A 19,808-nucleotide genomic window follows, 5' to 3' on the forward strand; every position below is an offset into this window, starting at 1 on the left:
CATCGAGGTGCCAAACCTCCCCGTCGATGTGGACTCTTGGGGGAGATAAGCCTGTTATCCCCAGGGTAGCTTTTATCCGTTGAGCGATGGCCCTTCCATGCGGAACCACCGGATCACTAAGCCCGACTTTCGTCCCTGCTCGACTTGTTTGTCTCGCAGTCAAGCTCCCTTCTGCCTTTACACTCTTCGCGCGATTTCCGTCCGCGCTGAGGGAACCTTGGGGCGCCTCCGTTACTCTTTGGGAGGCGACCGCCCCAGTCAAACTGCCCACCTGACACTGTCCCCAACCCCGCTCAGGGGCCCAGGTTAGAACTTCAGTACTTCAAGAGTGGTATCCCAAGGTCGACTCCACCAATCCTGGCGAACTGGCTTCCCCGTCTCCCACCTATCCTGTACATGACGTACCAAAATCCAATATCAGGCTACAGTAAAGCTCCATGGGGTCTTTCTGTCCTATCGCAGGTAACCCGCATCTTCACGGGTATTACAATTTCACCGAGTCCCTCGTTGAGACAGTGCCCAGATCGTTACGCCTTTCGTGCGGGTCGGAACTTACCCGACAAGGAATTTCGCTACCTTAGGACCGTTATAGTTACGGCCGCCGTTTACTGGGGCTTCAGTTCAAAGCTTCGCACTTATCGCACTAACCTCTCCCCTTAACCTTCCAGCACCGGGCAGGCGTCAGCACTTATACGTCAAATTTCTTTTTCGCAAGCACCTGTGTTTTTGTTAAACAGTCGCCTGGGCCTCTTCTCTGCGACCCGGCACTCAACCCAATGCTTGACTTTGGTCTATCCAGGTTGTTTCTCTTTGGATTTTAACCTCTTCTTCCCATTTTCAAACACTAGGTTGAGTGCCGGGCACTCCTTCTCCCGAAGTTACGGAGTCATTTTGCCGAGTTCCTTAACGAGGGTTCTCTCGCGCGCCTTAGGTTTCTCACCCCACCTACCTGTGTCGGTTTGCGGTACGGGCACCTTAGATTCTCGCCAGCAGCTTTTCTCGACAGTGTGAAATCAGTCGCTTCGGTACTAAATTTCCCTCCCCGTCACTGCTCAGGCTTCCCGTAAGACGGATTTGCCTATCTTACACCCTTACAGCTTGGACGCACTCTTCCAGCCGTGCGCTCGACTTATCCTCCTGTGTCACTGCTTCACTCAAACGAACCTACGGTGGTATCGGAATTTCAACCGATTTCCCATCATCTACGCCTTTCGGCCTCGACTTAGGTCCCGACTTACCCTGGGCGGACGAGCCTTCCCCAGGAATCCTTAGGTTTTCGGCGGACAAGATTCTCACTTGTCTTTTCGTTTACTCATACTGGCATTCTCTCTTGTATTCCCTCCACAATACCTCCCAGTACTGCTTCTACGAGAATACAATGCTCCCCTACCATGTCCTAAGACATCCAAAGCTTCGGTGGTGAACTTGAGCCCCGGTACATTTTCGGCGCAGAACCCCTGGACCAGTGAGCTATTACGCACTCTTTAAATGGTGGCTGCTTCTAAGCCAACATCCTGGTTGTCTCTGCGATTCCACATCCTTTTCCACTTAGTTCACACTCAGGGACCTTAGCTGTTGGTCTGGGCTGTTTCCCTCTCGACTATGAATCTTAGCACCCACAGTCTGACTCCCAAGTAACGATTTATGGCATTCGGAGTTTGAGAAGGTTCGGTAACCGGTGAAGGCCCCTAGCCTATTCAGTGCTCTACCTCCATAAATCTCTCCCTTGAGGCTAGCCCTAAAGCTATTTCGGGGAGAACCAGCTATCTCCGAGTTCGATTGGCATTTCACCCCTACCCACACCTCATCCACCGCCTTTTCAACGACGGTTGGTTCGGGCCTCCACGTAATTTTACTTACGCTTCACCCTGGACATGGGTAGATCACCCGGTTTCGGGTCTGCGACAACAAACTATCTCGCCCTTTTCAGACTCGCTTTCGCTTCGGCTCCAGCTTCTCACTTTAACCTCGCTTGCTGCCGCAACTCGCCAGTTCATTCTACAAAAGGCACACCATCACCCGGCACTCAACTCTATTTACCAAGAGTCATACTTCGCTTTAGTCTTTCTTTTAACCATCGCTTTGCTTGACTCGATTCTTTTAGAGTCGTTTCTCTATCACGTGCATCTTGTTCTGATTTGTATGCCTCGTAATAGATGAGTTCCCATTTATGTCCACGTGTTGATTGGTTCATACCCTTATTGTGGTATTCTAATCTTTTTCTTAGGTTTGAGCTGAATCCAATGTAGGTTTCATCTCGCTCATTTTTGATTAGTACACGTAGTACATTCTCTCACTCCTGATAAGCAGAGTTGAGTGCCGGGCTCTGATTGCTTGTAAGCATACGGTTTCAGGTTCTTTTTCACTCCCCTCCCGGGGTTCTTTTCACCTTTCCCTCACGGTACTATGCGCTATCGGTCGCTAAGGAGTATTTAGCCTTACGAGATGGTCCTCGCTGATTCCCGCGAAATTTCACGTGCTTCGCGGTACTCGGGATCCTTCCCACATGTTCTGTCTTTCGCCTACAGGATTGTTACCTTCTCTGATGGGCCTTTCCAGACCGCTTCGGCTAGACTCCCCATGCTTTGCGGAAGTCCCACGACCCCCGGCACTCAACTCAATGCCAACTTCGGTTCCAGACTGGAAATGTTTTTTATGCTGTTTCTTTGTCCAGTCTCACCAGTTTTTGTTTGCACTCAGTTGAGTGCCGGGTTTAGGCTCTTCCCTTTTCGCTCGCCGCTACTCGGGGAATCGATGTTTCTTTCTTCTCCTCCAGGTACTTAGATGTTTCAGTTCCCTGGGTTGTCCTCGTACACTTATTTATTCGGTGTACGATAGCCGGATATTACTCCGGCCGGGTTGCCCCATTCGGGTATCTACGGGTCTACGCCTGCTTGCGGCTCACCGTAGCTTTTCGCAGCTTACCACGCCCTTCTTCGTCTCTTAGCGCCCAGGCATCCACCGTATGCCCTTAGTAGCTTGACCTACTTCTTTTTGCTCTCTAGTATTCCTCTTCGGTCACGACTTCCGCTTTCCGATTTCCGCCTTCCAATGTTTAGTCGGCTGTCGGATGTCGGTAGTCGAATCCTCAGTTTCCTACCTGAGATTTTTGTTCTCGGTGTCTTTACTGCTTTCTCCTCTGTGTAGTTTTCAAAGAACGGCACACACCAGCTTTGCTGGTGAGTTATTAGTTACTAGTTATTAGTTCCAAGTTTCCCTTTCGGGTCCCTTTGCACTAGTAACTAGGAACTGGTAACTAACGGGAACTGCGCCCTTAGGGCGCTTGGTCCCTGAAAACTAAACAGTTGAGTCTTGCGTCATCGACCTAGGATGCTCTCGTCATCCACGTGCCGTTCCCTCTCCTTCCGGATGTCGGATGTCGGCTTTCGGATGTCGTTTTGAGATGCTCCTTAGAAAGGAGGTGATCCAGCCGCACCTTCCGATACGGCTACCTTGTTACGACTTCACCCCAATCATCGGCCCCACCTTCGACGACTTGCTCCCGGCACTCAACTGGATAAATCTCTTTCGAAGGTTGTTGCTTTGCCCTTTTATGGCTTCTCCTTCTACGCTTTTTATCCAATTGAGTGCCGGGTTGCTCCATCGGCTTCGGGTGTTGCAGACTTTCGTGGTGTGACGGGCGGTGTGTACAAGGCCCGGGAACGTATTCACCGCGGCGTGCTGATCCGCGATTACTAGCGATTCCGACTTCATGCAGGCGAGTTGCAGCCTGCAATCCGAACTGAGACCTGCTTTTTGGGATTGGCTCCGCCTCACGGCTTCGCTACCCTTTGTACAGGCCATTGTAGCACGTGTGTAGCCCAGGTCATAAAGGGCATGATGATTTGACGTCATCCCCACCTTCCTCCGGTTTGTCACCGGCAGTCTCTCTAGAGTGCCCACCTTTAAGTGCTGGCAACTAAAGATAAGGGTTGCGCTCGTTGCGGGACTTAACCCAACATCTCACGACACGAGCTGACGACAACCATGCACCACCTGTCTCCCTGTCTGTCCGAAGACAGAACATCTAATCTCTTAGACTATCAGGGGATGTCAAGACCTGGTAAGGTTCTTCGCGTTGCGTCGAATTAAACCACATGCTCCACCGCTTGTGCGGGCCCCCGTCAATTCCTTTGAGTTTCAACCTTGCGGCCGTACTCCCCAGGCGGGGTACTTATTGTGTTAACTCCGGCACAGAAGGGGTCGATACCTCCTACACCTAGTACCCATCGTTTACGGCGTGGACTACCAGGGTATCTAATCCTGTTTGCTCCCCACGCTTTCGCGCCTCAGCGTCAGTTACAGTCCAGGCAGCCGCCTTCGCCACTGGTGTTCCTCCTAATATCTACGCATTTCACCGCTACACTAGGAATTCCACTGCCCTCTCCTGCACTCAAGTTATCCAGTATCAGATGCACCCTCCAGGTTAAGCCCGGATATTTCACATCTGACTTAATTAACCGCCTACGCGCCCTTTACGCCCAGTGATTCCGGACAACGCTTGCCACCTACGTATTACCGCGGCTGCTGGCACGTAGTTAGCCGTGGCTTCCTCCTATGGTACCGTCACTTTCTTCTTCCCATAAGACAGGGCTTTACAACCCGAAGGCCTTCTTCACCCACGCGGCGTTGCTCCGTCAGGCTTTCGCCCATTGCGGAAGATTCCCCACTGCTGCCTCCCGTAGGAGTCTGGGCCGTGTCTCAGTCCCAGTGTGGCCGTCCACCCTCTCAGGCCGGCTACTGATCGTCGCCTTGGTGAGCCTTTACCTCACCAACTAGCTAATCAGCCGCGGACTCATCTGTGACCGGATTTCTCCTTTCTTCATCTAAGCATGCGCTCCAACGAAGCTGTCCGGTATTAGCACCATTTTCACGGTGTTATCCCAGGGTCACAGGCAGATTATCCACGTGTTACTCACCCGTCCGCCACTATCCGGCTCTCAACTAAAAGTTGAGTGCCGGACCGTTCGACTTGCATGTGTTAGGCACGCCGCCAGCGTTCGTCCTGAGCCAGGATCAAACTCTCCAATAAAAGTTATTAGTTACCGGTTACTAGTCATTAGTAACCAGGCACTTACTCTTTGGCGTTTGATTAGCTCTTGAATCACTAATTACTTCATTTGAATTGAACAAGACGCTCGCTCTCAACTGTTCAGTTTTCAAGGACCTCCGCGGACAACGTCCGCGAGTTGTTTTGGTTATTAGTTACTAGTTATTAGTTATTAGTTATTAGTTATTAGTTCCTAGTGTTTAGCTGACCTCTCTGGTCATCTCTTTTCACTAGTGACTAGTAACTGTGAACTAGCAACTAAACAACAAAGCACGCTTTTTTGCGTGCGAATGAAGATACTCGTTTCTAGTGAACCTGTCCTATAAGAACTAAGGAGACTAGGAACTTTCTCATTCACTCCTTCCTGCTCCACCCGGTCTTCCCAGGCGGCTTAATTATTATATCATTCTTTTTTGTCTGTTGTCAATATGTCCTGCAATGTTTTTTGCTGAAAGTGTAACTGCTTTTTACCGCCAACGGCACTGCCGTGCGGCAACCTTTATTAATTTATCACGTTTTTCAGACCAATGCAACAGGTAAATACTTACATAATCTTTTCTCTTTAGGCCAGGCACACAGTGCCATTTCCAGCATAATATTACGACCAAAACTGGTTTCAATTAAATTAAATCCACTAATAACCAGGAACTAGTAACTAATAACTAAGAAAGGAGGTGAATCAATATGAACCTGGGTATAGAACTTATAACCGAAACCACTCTAACCCTAATTTCAGACCACCAATTCCGGTTGGAGCTTTACAGCGGCAATGTCTTACTTCCGATCTCCGTAGGAAACGACGTTTACAACCTTACCTGCAATATCCTCCCCCATAAAGTTGTAGCGGCAACAGGAAGAAGAGCTTCCTATGATATAGGAACAGGATTAGGTCCGCTAGAAGCAAAACCGGCAAAATTGGTACCCGTTAATGCCGAAGAATTGCCTGAGTTAACCCTAAAAGTATTAAACAATAAAGTTTTAGACCAGGCCGAATTCAAACAATACTTTGCACTCCGTATTGTCTCGGACAACAAAGCCTGGGACATTCCCCTGGCCCGCCCCGATGTAAAAGTCTATTGGACCTCCCGCGGTGAATTTATTATTCCCCTGGGCCATCTAATTAATTAACGACTTCCGTTTTCCGACATCCGACTTCCGATTTCTTACTTAGTTAATCGCTACCAGCTACCCGAAAATATACTTCTGATTCAGGTATCGGGGATCGGGAAACGGGGAACGTCTGTAACTAGCAACTAGTAACTAGTAACTAAATTAAAAGAGGAGGCCGTGAAGCCTCCCCAGATCTGACACGTCCCGGCCGGCTCGCCACCTAAACCAGGAGAGGTGTCAGAAAAATAGCGATTAAACCTGCGGTAAGAAGTTTTAAAACGGCACCAAGAATGGCAGCGTACATAGCTTCCTTATGGTTAAGATCGGTGCAACCGGACCAGATGGCAGGAAGCTGTCCGAAGATAACCGAGAAGGGATAGCCTGACCAAGCCAGAACAACGGAACCAACTACCAGCTTAGGATTCATATTGGCAGCCACATCTTTTAATTGGGCCATGGCCAGGGTCGGAGAAGCTAGAATGCTAACCATACCAGATTTGGGGTCAATTGACAAAATGTTGAGAACAGCAGTAAGGCCGGCTTCAAAAGGTTTCCATACGCCCAGATAATCCAGGGCGCCGATTATCGAAAAAATTACGCCGATAGCAGGAATGATCAATAAGAATAACAGTTCAGCGCCTTCCCGGGCTGCATTGAAAATAGTGGGCAGAGCGGGAGTATTGGGCGTAAAACTGGGCAGTTCGTCCAGGGAAACGGCTTTCGTGTCTCTGTAAATAGTCATCCGCAATAACCAGGGGACCATTACCAGTGGAATAAAAAGAGATACCGCGATAATGACAAAGGGATTAACACCTACCGCAGTCAAAGCAAGGATACCAAACATAAAAGTGGAGAAGGACTGCTGGGACTGCATCATGGTAACAACGGCAATCTTCTGCTCATCTTTGGTTGCTCCGGCTTTTACCAGAATAGGACCGGCAATGCGACCGGCAGCGTTAATGTCGCCTAGGATGTTGTAAACGGCAGGAATGACTACAGCCGGATTAACGCCGATAGCCTTAGCGATAGGGATAAAAATACGCATAAGGGCATCAGTAAAACCACAGCGTTCCAGAATACGACCAACCATAACACTGATAATAATCGCTACACCCACAGTCCCTGTAATAAAAGCGTTAACAATGATAGGATGAGCCCTCTTTAACATGGCATCGAAGAGACCGGAAATGAAACTGGGATTGAAGAGAAGACCAACCAGGGACAGGACAACCAGGGTTAAACCCACAATCTCGATTTTACGAAGACCTCTGGTCTCCTGGGCAGTTGTGACTTTTACATCACTCATAATAATTCTCCTTTCTTAGCTTTTTATTTTGTAATTTTTTGTCAGTAAATACTAATAAAATCGTCTAGTAACTAGTAACTAATAACTAGTAACTATTTAACTAAAAAATCCTGGGCAATCATGGCGGCATAGTCCTGGATACTGGCTGAACCCACAGCCTCAAGGGGGATGCTGGTCACTCTCTCACGGAAAATGACCACTTCTACTTCAGGCAAATACATCTTAATTGCACGAGCTAAGGGCAAACCATTTTCCATAATTTCCATGGCATGGGAATTGCCACAAACAAAGTTCAGACCTAATTCTTCAGCCTTGGCAATTAACGCATTGCCCGGTTTAACGCGGCTAATAGTGGCTAACAACGTGTCAGCCCCCGGATGCTCTTTTACAGCCTGTTCTAAGTGTTCAGGGGTGAACCCGGTATGGGGGAAGATGTGGATAATTTTATGAACTGGGTTATCCCCTTTGCCTACTAAGATCTTGCCTCTCGCTTTAACGCTTGTCTCCTCAATAGCGTCACAGCCTCGAATTTCCCTTTCTTTAGCCAGGAATTGCTCTTCAAATTCGGTGTTCATCAGTTTATCCAAACGCGTTAACATATCTCCTACCGTTTTAACTTCAGGCAGGGCTTCCCCAACATACATAATATTGCCAGGAATACCACCATATTTAATATCAACATGATAAGCTTTATGCCCATGGAGATAGGAAATACCAGGATGCAAACCATGGAATGCTTCATGGAGTTCAAATAAGGCAATGTTGTACAGGCTAAGATACGTCTTTAATAACACACCGCCGGAATTGGCCGCATCGGCAATAGTATGATGAGCGACAATGGCATCTACTCCCGTTGCCCCGGCCAGTTCAATCCCGCTTTCCGTTAAGGTCATTAAAACGGCAATCTTTTTGACTTCTTGATCAGGGTTCCCCCAAATGAGACCAGGAAGCTCCGTTACTGCTTTACCGGGAATATTAGATGTTTTTGTTACAACAAAGGGGTTTTTGCCACAGGCATAATCTTCTGCTGATTTTACAACCCTCCCCCCGGTAATTTTGTCTAGAGTATGGAGGACATCTCTGACGAAAACTTTTTTCTCCATTTTTTCTCCCTACTTTCTGTTGACTTAAACTAAGGCTACTCTCCACTCCCCTCCGCTAGTAGTTATGAGAATATGGCGAATATATAATATCTTCTGACCTGAAACATAACAGTATTTGAGTAATCAGGGGGAGCGAACGACAAACTATCGAGGTTACATCTTCACCTCCTTTTTGGGATATAAAAAGCAATAAACCGCCAGCCCGGCAATGCATGGGATAAGGGGTACCAAATCCCAGCGATTACAAGGACTAGCGGTCATCTTGGGCTCTCCTGGCAGGAGCTCCCTCAGCCAGCTAAACTTTAAGTTGTTATAAGACTTTCTTTCACAAACCCTCTGCCTGAATTAGGTGTATATTACTATTCGCTGTTTTATTTAAAATTCCTTCTTTTTCAACAAGAAAAATTATGATTTTCTTCGAGAAATTTCTCCACCGTTTTTTCAAAAATGATAAAAGTAAAAGCAATCTCCGTTGCCGGGTCATAATCCTTCATCACAGCAAGGACCTTTAATTTAATATTGCTTTCCAAATCCTGTTTTAACCTTCTTTTATACTCAATAAGCAGGCCATAATCAATGAGCGTGGTGGTCAAGTTATCTTTTTGATCAATGGCCGATAGGGCGTGGAGCCTTTTATTATTGGCAATTATTAATACTTTATCCTGGAGGATCTCGACTTTCTGCCAGGCCAGCCCTTGTCCGTAGAGGCCCAAATTCACTTTATTGTTGATACGCATTATCTCCTGCTTAAATTCACCTATCAACAAAAAAAACACCTCCAGTACTAAGGTACCCTCTGTAGAAAAACCTTTTCGACAAAAGCGGGGTAATTCCTGCTTATTTTACGTTTTTATGTTTTTTTTAGCTTTTTCTTATTAGCAGATCAAGCTCAGCCAAGCTTTTTATTACTCTTTCTCCCATAATTTCATAACCTTTTACTCTGGGATGGCAGCCATCCAGGAATAAATCTTCTTTCATTTTACCCCTTTCATCCATAAAATCCTGGTGGAAGTCGATAATTGCAATACCTTTATCCTCACAGAACTGCCTTAACCAGCTGCGCCAGAGCTGTAACGGTCTTTCCGTAGCATCATCAACAGGCAGAGGTATCCCGACAATAATCTTGATATTTTCAGCTTCTAATGCATCGATGATAGCCTTAAAACTCTTTTGAATCCGGGGCTGGCTCAAACCTACATAGACATCGTTAGTTCCACCCATCAGGATCACGATATCCGGTTTATGGGTAAAAACATCGGTTTCCAGGCGTAAGGCCATGTCGTCAAAGGTGTCTCCCGAAACTCCGGAATTAATGACCTTCCAGCCTGTTTCCCGGCGTAAACGTTCTACCCAGGATACATCTGGTGTGAAAGGATAGCCATAGGTAATAGAATCTCCCAAAGCGACAATGGTGGGCATAATCTACCTCCCAATAATTTATCTGATACGAAAAGAAGTAACGAGCATGAGTTTGTGACTCATAACCCGTTACTTTTCAGGCTTTACAATCCAAATTCAGAGGGCAACTCCATGCAAGTACAGCTCTACAATCTCTTCGGCTGTCTTATCCACGTCGATTTGCGTCATATCCATGCCTGCAATAGGACTGACCAACGTACCCAGACCGCCGTAAAACAAGCGGGCAAACAGAGAGACATTGACTGGTTTTAGTTCCCCTTTGTCAATACCCTCCTGGATAATCTCACCAATAGCCGATAACCGGTAAGCATGCATATCCAGTAGCCAATGACGAAAAGATTCGTCAATTAACGTCGTTTCCAAAAGAGCCATCTTGTTGAGATGACGGAAATGCCTGCCGACGATAATGCTCTCCTTGATGATACATAAAAGCTTATTCCGTATGGTTTGCTCTTTTTCCACGGCTTCTCTCGTGTGTTGATTAAAGGTTTCAATTCTGTCTTTGAGCATTTCCTGGAACAACTGCTTCTTACTGGTAAAATACTCATAAACAGTACCCTTACCGACTCCGGCCTCCTGGGCAATCTCCTCTATTTTAGCTTTGTGATAACCCCTCTCGGAAAAAACCATCAGGGCCGCCTGAAGAATCAACTCCCGTTTACCGGTCACTTTGTTTTCTGTCAATTCTATTCTCCTCCCGCTGCAGGGACTTCAGGAATACCGGGACTTTTCCTGTCTCTTCTAAACCAGGATTTCACCTTTAAGGCGATGTCATCCAGGATAATGTACATACAGGGAATTAAGACTAACGTAATTAGGGTTGAGAAAGTGAGACCTCCCGCTACAGCCGTAGCCATGGGAGCCGATAACTCGGCACCTTCTCCGATCCCCAGGGTAGAGGGTATGAGGGCCAGTACTGTAGTTAAAGTAGTCATTAAAATAGGTCTTAAACGGGTGGGCCCCGCTTTCAGGATGGCCTCTTTCCGGGACAGGCCGTCCCTGTTCCTTAAGGTATTGATATAGTCTACCAGCACAATGGCGTTGTTAACCACAATACCCGCCAACATGATTATACCAATAAAAGTAGGTACACTTAAAGTTCTTCTCGTTGCGAGCAGGGAGAATACTACCCCAGTGAGCGTAGGAGGCACAGCAAACATAATCACAAAGGGATAAATTAATGCTTCAAATTGGGCCGCCAGGATCATATAGACCAGGATAATCGCCAGTATCAACGCTAAACCTAGACTCTGGAAAGACTCCATCATCTCTTTATTGGCTCCGCCGAACTCCAGCTGAACTCCCGGTGGTAACGTAATATCCTTAATGGCCAGCTGGATATCCTGGGTGACACTCTTCAAATCCCGTCCGGAAATATCACCGGTAATGGCTACACGCCTTGTCTGGTTGCGCCTGTCAATTTTGGTCGGTCCCCTGGTAATTTGTAAATCAGCCACTTCCCCCAGGGGAACAAGGGCACCGGTCTGGGACATCAGGGTCAGGTTCTCCAGGTCATTGAGGTTTTTCCGGTAATTTCCGTCAAGAATAACACGCACATCGATTTCCTCACCCTTTACACGGTGACGGGTAGCCACCGAGCCGTTTACCGCCGTGGAAACAAGGCTGGAAAGCTGGGAGGCATTAATCCCATACAGGTCTGCTTTTTGCCTGTTGAGTTTGATGCTGATTTCCGGGCGTCCATCTTCCAGGGAAGTCTTCACTTCCCTGGTCCCTTCCACTTCTTTTACCCGCTGGGCAATAGTTTGGGAAAGCATCTGTAATACTTCCAGATTATCACCCATGATACCAATATCGATGGGTGAAGTACTGGGGCCCATGCTTCCTTCTTGAGCCTTAATTTCTATCCTGGCGCCGGGAATATTAGCACATTTTTCGCGGAGTTCATCTAAGACCTGGTCAATATTGCGCTGCCGGTCTTTTTTATCTTTAAGTTTACCACGGATCATGGCCTGCTCAGGAGATGAGCTGGAACCAAACATGCCGCTCTGAATACCGACGGAGTAAAAGGTCCAGTCATGTTCGGGAAGCTCAGCAATATATGTTTCCACCATCTCTGTTACCCGCTGGGTTTCCCGCAATGCCGTTCCCTTGGGCAAATCAATGTTCACAACATATTCTCCTGTATCCTGTTTGGGAATAAACTCCATGCCCACAAAAGGAATTAAGGCACAGCTGATAATAAAGAGAATTAAAGTGCCAAAGACTACTTTTTTCTTATGATTAATGGCCCAATGAAGTACGGTGCGGTATTTTTCGTCCAGGCGTTCAAGTAAATAGCCCCATTTATCGGATAGCCTGGAAATCAGCTTAAAACGCGCCTTTCCATTGCCATTGCCGTTGTTAATCCTGTCAACTTTAAGAATCTTAGAAGACAACATGGGCACCAGGGTTAAGGCTACCATTAAGGAAGCGATTAAGGAGAAAGATACAGTCAGCGCCATGGGCCGGAAAATTTGTGAAGCCATCCCTTCTACATAAACAATGGGTAAAAACACCACAATGGATGTTAAAGTAGATGCAGTTACAGCAACAGCTACTTCATTGGCCCCTTTCATGGCTGCTTCTATCCGGGAATACCCGTTCTGGCGGTAGCGGTAAATATTCTCCAGAATAACGATGGCGTTATCCACCATCATACCAATACCCAGGGCAAGCCCCCCTAAAGAAATTAGGTTTAAGGTCAAGCCGCCGAAATACATGAGTATAAAGGTGGCGATGATGGAGATAGGTATGGCTGTGCCGATGATCAGGGTACTTCTGATATTCCTTAAGAACAGGAGTAAAATGAAAACAGCTAAGACCGCACCTATCATAGCATTGCTCGTTACTCTATTGATAGATTGACGGATAAACTTGGCTGAATCGACACTAACTTTAATCTCTACCCCACTGGGCAGGACTTTTCTGATTTCCGCCAGTTCTTTATGTACAGCATCCGATACTTTGACAGTATTGGCATCGGTTTGGCGCTGCACGGTGATCTGTACCGCCGGCTGCCCATCCATGAAGACAAAAGTTTTCTTTTCCTTAAAAGTATCTTCCACCCGGGCCAGGTCTCCCAGCCTCACATAGCCGCCCGAGGGCAAGGGTATCTGTAATCCCTCTATCTCCTGGACACTGTTAAATTCCCCGGTAACACGCACGGTATGTTCCTTGAGGCCCTCTTCCACAGTGCCTGCCGAAGTATTGCGGTTCTCCATCATCAGATAAGAAACTATACGATCCAGGGTCAAACCATAGGCCTGTAAACGCTGGGGAACAGCAGAAATACGAATCTCTCTGGTAACACCCCCGTCACTCCCTACGGAAGCCACGCCATTGACTCTCTCTAAGCGGGGTTTGATAATGTCCCTGGTTATTTTGTCCAGGGTAGCCAGGTCCACACTGCCGCTCAGGCCCAGGTACATAATGGGCATCTGGTTGGGGTCTATTTTAAAGATCAGCGTCTTTTTGGCATCTTTGGGCAGCATGGGTGCAATAAAATCTATTTTTTCCCGTATCTGGTTTACGGCAAAACTCATATCCGTGCCCCAGGCAAATTCCACGAAAACCACGGACCTGCCGTGCTGGGATGTGGCGTGAATATTTTTCACGCCGTTGACTGTGCCGATAGCGCCCTCTATAGGCCGCGTCAGCAAATTCTCGATTTCCTCGGGACCCACACCTTCATAGTCCGTCATGGTCAAGACCATAGGCAGGTTTAATTCCGGAAACAGGTCCAGGTTCAATCTTCCCATGGAAACTGTACCCAAAAGGATAATCACCAGAAAGACCATCGCTATAGCGACAGGACGTTTAACAGCTAAATCGGAAAGCCTCATTTAGCCTCACCCCTTACTACCTGGGTAACGGGACTGCCATCTTTCACCCCATACTGTCCCTCTACCATTAAAGCTTCGCCGGGATTGAGTCCCTTGACAATCTCTGCCTTGTCGCCCAGAGTTAAACCTACTTCAACTTCTCTTCTTTTGGCCGTGTCATTTTCCACTATATAAACCACTTTCTTTTGATCCTGGTCCAGGATAGCGTACTGGGGCACCACAATAACATTTTCTTTTCTGTCTACCACTAGCTGTACTTCCCCGTACATGCCGCCCTTGATCTCGCCGCCGGCATTCTCTACTTCCAAAGTAACAGGGTAGGCTTTGGTCCTGGCGTCTATTTGCGGTGCAATATTGGTAATAATCCCGGTAAAGCTCTCTTTTGAGGCGGCAGGAATGCTTACCTGCATTTCGCCGCCTTTCCGCAGTTTATTGATATAGGCTTCGCCTACCTGTACCTGGAGCTTCAATTTATCGATATTCACCACGGAAACCAGGGGCATACTGCCCGCCAGCTGGCCTTCTACTGCGGAGACGGCGGAAACCACCCCATTGATGGGAGAAATAAGCACAGTGTTTTCCTGCTGAATCCGCAGGTTGTTCAGGGCGATTTCGGCACCTGACAGGCGCAGCTCGGCCTGCTCCAGAAGAGACTTGGCTATGGCCCCCGCCTCGTAAAGCTCTTTGTTGCGTTCGTAATTCAACTTAGCATCGTTATAAGAATCCTGTGCCGACCTGAGCTGGAGTTCTAGATCCCTCCCATCGAAAACGACCAGAGGAGTGCCGGCTTTTACCCCATCCCCTACACGAACCGGCACTTTCAATATTTTAAAGGCGGGGTTTTTACTGGACAGGGCCACCTCATCTTGGGGCTGGAGAAGACCGCCAAGGGGAATGCTTTTTTCCATATTACCCTTTTTCACAATTTCTACAGTTACAGGGATTTTTTTTGTTTCCGCGGTCGACACCTTATCAGCCTTCTTAGAACCACATCCTGCCATCAGCATACTAAAGACTAAAATTGCTAAAAGTAATCCTATGTACTTTCTCTTCATGCCGTCTGTAAACCTCCTCACAAAAACGTGCCCGACCGAACAGTCGGTCAGTCACACTCTATTGTATGGTGTGAGAAATTGGTTGTCAATGCATAGCCAAGCTGTCTTTGGTAAATTTTTTGTAATACGGGCGAAGATAGGCGCATAACATCCTTTGTTCTATAGACTATATATTGGTAGAATATAAATAGCAGAACGATGAGAGGAGGAGCAACGATGCAAAGGTTCAAGCCCCTGAAGTTTATCATCATCTTCCTGTTTATTCTTCTCCTCTTTGTCACAGAGGTATATCTGATTAACAGAATTGACCCTGCTTCTGTCCCTTCTTTGGCCAGGTATATTCCCTTTCCCGGGATGTGGGAAGTAACCCTGAATATCTTCTCAGTAATCTTTGCTTCCCTGGTGGTATTCACCGCCGTCGTTATTTTCCTGGAGAGACGGGACCCGGCCAAAACCGTGGCCTGGCTCTTGATCCTTATCTTCTTACCTGTCATGGGCTTCATCTTATATTTGACCATCGGACGCCAGTTCCGCAAACGGCGCATGGTCAGGAAAAAAGCGGCGCTGAACAATTATATCTATCCTTTGGATGAAAGCTTCAGTGAACACGAAAGCGGACTTCCTCACCTTACCCGCTCCAAGGAAAGACTGATCCGTCTTATCCTGAGCAACGCCAATTTTCCCATCACCCTGAACAACAGCCTTCGGGTGTTAACCGATGGCCAGGAAATTTTCCCCGCTTTTATGGAGGCCATCAAAGAAGCTAAAAAACATATTCATCTGGAAACTTATATCCTGCGTGATGACCAAATCGGCAACGAAATAAAAGACCTTCTTATCGCCAAAGCCAAAGAAGGTGTAAAGGTGCGTATCATCTATGACGGACTTGGTTCCAGGAAACTCGGCAAGAAATACCTGCAGGAACTGAACCAGGCAGGCATCGAAACTGAACCCTTCTTTCCGGTGAAACTGCCCTTCTTACACAGCAAAATAAACTACCGCAACCACCGCAAGATTCTCGTTGTTGACGGCACCACCGCCTTTGTAGGCGGGATTAACATCGGTGATGAATACCTGGGCCGGGACCCCAAGATAGGTTACTGGCGTGACACCCACCTGGAACTGAGGGGTAATGCCGTCTACTTTCTCCAGCGTATCTTCCTCCAAGACTGGTATTTTGTGACCCGGCAGGCCCTGGAAGAGGAATTTTCCGGCCTTTTCCCCGTCAAAGAACCCTGTGGCAACAAGGTGGTACAAATCACGGCCAGCGGACCTGATACCGAATGGGAAGCCATTATGCAGGTCTTTTACTATGCCATGGCCACAGCGGAAAAATCCCTCTATGTCACCTCACCTTATTTCGTACCCAATGAAAGCATTCTCACCGCCCTCAAAACTGCCGCCCTGAGCGGGGTAGATGTAAAGTTAATCCTCCCCGCCAAGCCCGATCATAAGATTGTCTTTTGGGCCTCCATGTCTTACATGGAAGAACTCCTGGAAACGGGAGTAGAAGTCTACTTATACCACAAAGGCTTCATCCACGCGAAAACCATGATGATTGACGGTATCGTCTCCACCGTAGGTTCCGCCAACATGGACCAGCGCAGCTTCGAGCTGAATTTCGAAGTGAACGCCTTTATCTATGATGAAGAAACCACGCAGCGTTTAGAAAAAGATTTCTTTGAAGACCTAAAACACTGCCAGCAGATTGACCTGGAAACCTTCAAGGAACGTCCCTTAACCAATCGGTTCCTGGAGTCAGGGGCAAGGTTATTGTCGCCCCTGTTATAGTTGGTAGTTGCAGGTTGTTAGTAGGTATTTACAGTGGTATGATATAATTGTGATGTACAAGCTGTTTAATTATACAAAAAACTTCTTCCCGAAAAAAAGGAGAGTTTTATGGAGGAGAAGGAATTACTTAAACAAATCTTAGAAAAAATGACCAGTATGGAAAAGGAAATATCCGGTCTAAAAGAAGGACAAAAGGAGCACACGCAATTATTAAAAGCTATTGAACACCGGGTGGAAGTCTCCGACGCCCGCCTTTGCCGGATGGAGGAAGATGTTACCCAAATCAAAGGCCACATCACCAGAATTACTAATCACCTCCTGGATCACGATACAGATATTCGTTTGATTAAGAAGATGATGAGTAAATAATTAATGCAGATATAAAAAGATAAGCCGGTCCTCTTAAAAAGAGGAACCGGCTTATCTTTTTATTATTATCTGCCCTTTACTTTGGCGGAAGATCTAGCTTTTCTCTTTTTTTCTTTTCCTTCGCCAGCTTTTTCAATAACTCAGTTATGCTTTGCCGGGTTACATCTAACGTTAATTAAAAGTACCATAAAAATCCTATTTTTTCGGGAACAAATCCCTTGCCACTTACGTCTGTGTCATTGGATAATATAATTAAGAGAACTGCGGTTAGGGGGGATGGAATGAAAAAAGTCTACATAACCATGGTTTTCACCGCTTTTTTTCTAATTACCGTTTTCGTGCAACCCCTGTATGCCTGGTCAGCCCACTACCCTATAATTCCGGGTAAAGAATACTCGGTGCTGGTAGGCGAACAATTAAACTCTGAGAAAAACGCCATCATAAGAGTGTATGACATTTACAGCGGTACCTCGGCGAGCCTTGATATTAAAGGCAGCCTGCACTATGGGATGGTCAAAAGAAATGTAAAAGAAATCATACCCCTTCCGGAATCATGTGACAGTCTAAGGGAGGCCAAAAAGTGGGTAGAAAAAAATGCCCCGTCTAATCTGAGGTTAAGGCCCTGGACAATAGTAAACTGGAATATAATCAACCAGTGGATGATAGAGGGCTACACTGAAAGATACGAATACTGGGAGGATTCTCCCAGAGGATTGGTGCCTTCCCAGGTAAAGCAGCAAGGACTAATACCCAAACCAGTTTTATATAAAGACTTGGCCAAGCTGAATAAAACAAAAACACCCAAAGTATACGTGGACTATACCCGGATCCTCTTCCCTGAAGACCAGCCCTATATCTCCGGGCACAATGAAATCATGATTCCTGTCCGGCAGCTCAGTAAATGGCTTGGTTACAAAATGGATTTTAGTTTTCTACCTACAGGCGAGGGGGTCTTAAGACTCACCAAAGGCTTAAGAGAAATACAGCTTTCAGTCTGGTGGGACTATATCATCATAAATGGTTATAAAATCAAGTTAGAACACTATCCACGCCTAACAGTAAACGAGAGGATTGTGGTTCCTATTACAGTTGTGAACTATATGGCTGACGTTAAATGGGATCCACAATATAATGCCGTCTGGATCAATAGTTAAGGGGCCTTATGGGGGCCCCTTAATCTTTTGCTCTGATCTCATTTGTAAATAACCAATTCCTTAAAGCCGCCGGCCTGTTTATTCAACCGCCTCATCCATAACAGGTCTTTAGTCGCATAATGCCATTATCGTCATAATAATAATCCAGCGGTGTCAGGAAGTGATCCTCCCCCTCCAGGAAACAGAAGGGGCATTTCACTATCTTTTTATCTCCCTCTATTTTACTGTTAAAACGGGTACCGCAGCGCCGGCATTCATATTCCCAGTTGAACTTCTTCATGTAATCACCCTATAAGCTTATTTCTTTTAGTATAAATCGCCTTCCGAACCCGGACAACTGTTTATTTTGCTAACACATAAAAATGCCCTGAAAATCAGGGCATTTTTATGTGTTAATCTTTTTTCTTACCGTGTTTCTTGAAAGCGTTATTCAATTCTTTATTCAGTTCCTTTACAACTTTCTTGATTTCTTTTACCGCTTCCTCATTATCCTCATCAGCCTGAATCTCTGCCAGCAGTTTCTCGGCTTCGCCCTGGAACTCTTGCATAGCCTCCTGAAGTTCAAGCAAAATTTCGGGACGCTTTTTCAGTTGGTTGACTTTTGCTTTGATCATGTCGGCTTTTATTTTGGCTGCCTTGACTTTTGCCTCATGAACCCATTTGCCCAGACCTTTGGCTACGTCCTTCATTTTAACGCCCAGTTCCCTGGCAATTTCCCCCCAGCCTAAACCTTTATCTCTCAGGGCCACGATGTCGCTCACATTCTTCTCAGCTTTTTTCGCCATCACAGAGACCATGGCGATTTCGCCCCAGCCCCAGCCTTTGGCTCGCAGCTGCTGCACCAGTTCCTTAGTAAGCTCTTTCTGCTGAGTTACGATAATTACGGCAGCCTCCGTTGTTTGCTCAGAAACATTATCTTGCTGATTAGTAGTTGTCTGCGTAGTATTTGTTGTTCCTGGGTTTTGATTAGAGGTACTGTCCTCTGTTTCCACCTCATTTACAGTTTTGATAAGGTTGGAGACTGCTTTAACAACTTCCAGCTTGTTTTTGACCTGGTTTAAGTTCTCCTGGAGGGTGGGGATTTCAGCCTTAATCTTTTCTAATAAGGCAATATTGGCATCGCAGAGTTTCTCCAGTTCTGTAAGGACTGCCTGTAACTCTTTACCCTCTTCTACAGTAGCGGTGGCCTGGTTTTCTGCTTTCTGCAGCGTCTTGACATAGTCCTCCACTGTTTTTACTACCAGGGCCTTTTTCCCGGCCTCATCCAGGGCCTGGGCTTCCGCCAAACGCTCGGCGGCAAACTGTGCCAGAAGCTGGGCTTTATACTCAGCCTTCAGGGCTGCATAAAGCTGCACCTCTTCAAACATCTTTTCGAAGACATACAAGGGGTTATCGGGAGTCATGCCTGCATCTACCGTAGCAGCCGTGGGGGCTGTTACCTGCGTATTGTTTTGTGAGGTCCCGGTAGTATCAGCCAATGCAGGTATAATACCTATATTAGCCACAAAGGCTGCTGTCATCAGGGCAACTTTGATTTTACTAGGTCTTTTCATTAATATGTATTCCTCCTTGCAGCTCTTTATCATTTGCACCATATACTACGTCAGCC

Annotated in this window: 13 protein-coding genes and 2 rRNA genes (1 of these 15 cut by a window edge); 4 read left to right on the forward strand and 11 right to left on the reverse strand. The window is 46.7% G+C overall.

The window, feature by feature from the left end; genetic code table 11:
* Positions 1 to 2,985 (reverse strand): 23S ribosomal RNA (locus BR63_RS12060); it reaches 482 nt to the left of the window's first position.
* 429 nt (positions 2,986 to 3,414) lie between these two features.
* A 16S ribosomal RNA gene (locus BR63_RS12065) occupies positions 3,415 to 5,032 on the reverse strand.
* The 16S and 23S rRNA genes sit together here, the layout of an rRNA operon.
* A 702-nt stretch (positions 5,033 to 5,734) precedes the next feature.
* Between BR63_RS12065 and BR63_RS12070 the strand changes: the two genes are divergently transcribed.
* Complete coding sequence (locus BR63_RS12070) at positions 5,735 to 6,178, forward strand: hypothetical protein (protein WP_051965484.1); 444 nt, start codon at positions 5,735 to 5,737, stop codon at positions 6,176 to 6,178.
* A 202-nt stretch (positions 6,179 to 6,380) separates the two neighbouring features.
* Here BR63_RS12070 and BR63_RS12075 read toward each other — a convergent pair whose 3' ends face one another.
* The 7 genes from BR63_RS12075 to BR63_RS12105 all read right to left on the reverse strand — a co-directional run bounded on the left by BR63_RS12075 (position 6,381) and on the right by BR63_RS12105 (position 14,885).
* Positions 6,381 to 7,466 (reverse strand): hypothetical protein, encoded by a 1,086-nt coding sequence (locus BR63_RS12075; protein ID WP_034420651.1) that lies wholly within the window; start codon positions 7,464 to 7,466, stop codon positions 6,381 to 6,383.
* 92 nt (positions 7,467 to 7,558) lie between these two features.
* The gene (locus BR63_RS12080) at positions 7,559 to 8,569 is read right to left on the reverse strand and encodes a Nif3-like dinuclear metal center hexameric protein (RefSeq protein ID WP_034420650.1); all 1,011 of its coding nucleotides are present in this window, start codon (positions 8,567 to 8,569) and stop codon (positions 7,559 to 7,561) included.
* A gap of 392 nt (positions 8,570 to 8,961) precedes the next feature.
* Positions 8,962 to 9,336 carry a Na-translocating system protein MpsC family protein gene (locus BR63_RS12085; protein ID WP_051965483.1) on the reverse strand — a complete coding sequence of 125 codons (375 nt, stop codon included), beginning with the start codon at positions 9,334 to 9,336 and terminating at the stop codon, positions 8,962 to 8,964.
* 94 nt (positions 9,337 to 9,430) lie between these two features.
* Positions 9,431 to 9,988 carry a GDSL-type esterase/lipase family protein gene (locus BR63_RS12090; RefSeq protein WP_034420649.1) on the reverse strand — a complete coding sequence of 186 codons (558 nt, stop codon included), beginning with the start codon at positions 9,986 to 9,988 and terminating at the stop codon, positions 9,431 to 9,433.
* Positions 9,989 to 10,084: 96 nt separating this feature from the next.
* Entirely contained in the window at positions 10,085 to 10,672 is a 588-nt protein-coding gene (locus tag BR63_RS12095) for a TetR/AcrR family transcriptional regulator (RefSeq protein ID WP_034420648.1), read from the reverse strand.
* Between the two features lie 2 nt (positions 10,673 to 10,674).
* The gene (locus BR63_RS12100; RefSeq protein ID WP_034420647.1) at positions 10,675 to 13,830 is read right to left on the reverse strand and encodes an efflux RND transporter permease subunit; all 3,156 of its coding nucleotides are present in this window, start codon (positions 13,828 to 13,830) and stop codon (positions 10,675 to 10,677) included.
* On the reverse strand, positions 13,827 to 14,885 hold the full coding sequence (locus BR63_RS12105; protein WP_051965482.1) for an efflux RND transporter periplasmic adaptor subunit: 1,059 nt from the start codon (positions 14,883 to 14,885) through the stop codon (positions 13,827 to 13,829). Before BR63_RS12105 ends, BR63_RS12100 begins: the two co-directional genes overlap by 4 nt.
* Before the next feature lie 216 nt (positions 14,886 to 15,101).
* Between BR63_RS12105 and cls the strand changes: the two genes are divergently transcribed.
* From cls to BR63_RS12120, 3 genes are all read left to right on the forward strand, one after another.
* Positions 15,102 to 16,676 carry a cardiolipin synthase gene (gene cls, locus BR63_RS12110; protein ID WP_161781856.1) on the forward strand — a complete coding sequence of 525 codons (1,575 nt, stop codon included), beginning with the start codon at positions 15,102 to 15,104 and terminating at the stop codon, positions 16,674 to 16,676.
* A gap of 108 nt (positions 16,677 to 16,784) precedes the next feature.
* Complete coding sequence (locus tag BR63_RS12115; RefSeq protein WP_034420646.1) at positions 16,785 to 17,045, forward strand: hypothetical protein; 261 nt, start codon at positions 16,785 to 16,787, stop codon at positions 17,043 to 17,045.
* A gap of 281 nt (positions 17,046 to 17,326) precedes the next feature.
* Positions 17,327 to 18,199 carry a stalk domain-containing protein gene (locus BR63_RS12120; protein WP_034420645.1) on the forward strand — a complete coding sequence of 291 codons (873 nt, stop codon included), beginning with the start codon at positions 17,327 to 17,329 and terminating at the stop codon, positions 18,197 to 18,199.
* A gap of 91 nt (positions 18,200 to 18,290) precedes the next feature.
* On the opposite strand, the gene BR63_RS12125 is transcribed toward BR63_RS12120, so the two are convergent.
* Positions 18,291 to 18,479, reverse strand: coding sequence for a hypothetical protein (locus tag BR63_RS12125; RefSeq protein ID WP_034420644.1), 189 nt, complete (start codon positions 18,477 to 18,479; stop codon positions 18,291 to 18,293).
* Between the two features lie 112 nt (positions 18,480 to 18,591).
* A complete protein-coding gene (locus BR63_RS12130; protein ID WP_034420643.1) occupies positions 18,592 to 19,752 on the reverse strand; it encodes a DUF5667 domain-containing protein in 1,161 nt (386 codons plus the stop codon).
* Positions 19,753 to 19,808: the final 56 nt, after the last annotated feature.

It is taken from the genome of Thermanaerosceptrum fracticalcis (assembly GCF_000746025.2).
Taxonomy (GTDB): domain Bacteria; phylum Bacillota; class Peptococcia; order DRI-13; family DRI-13; genus Thermanaerosceptrum; species Thermanaerosceptrum fracticalcis.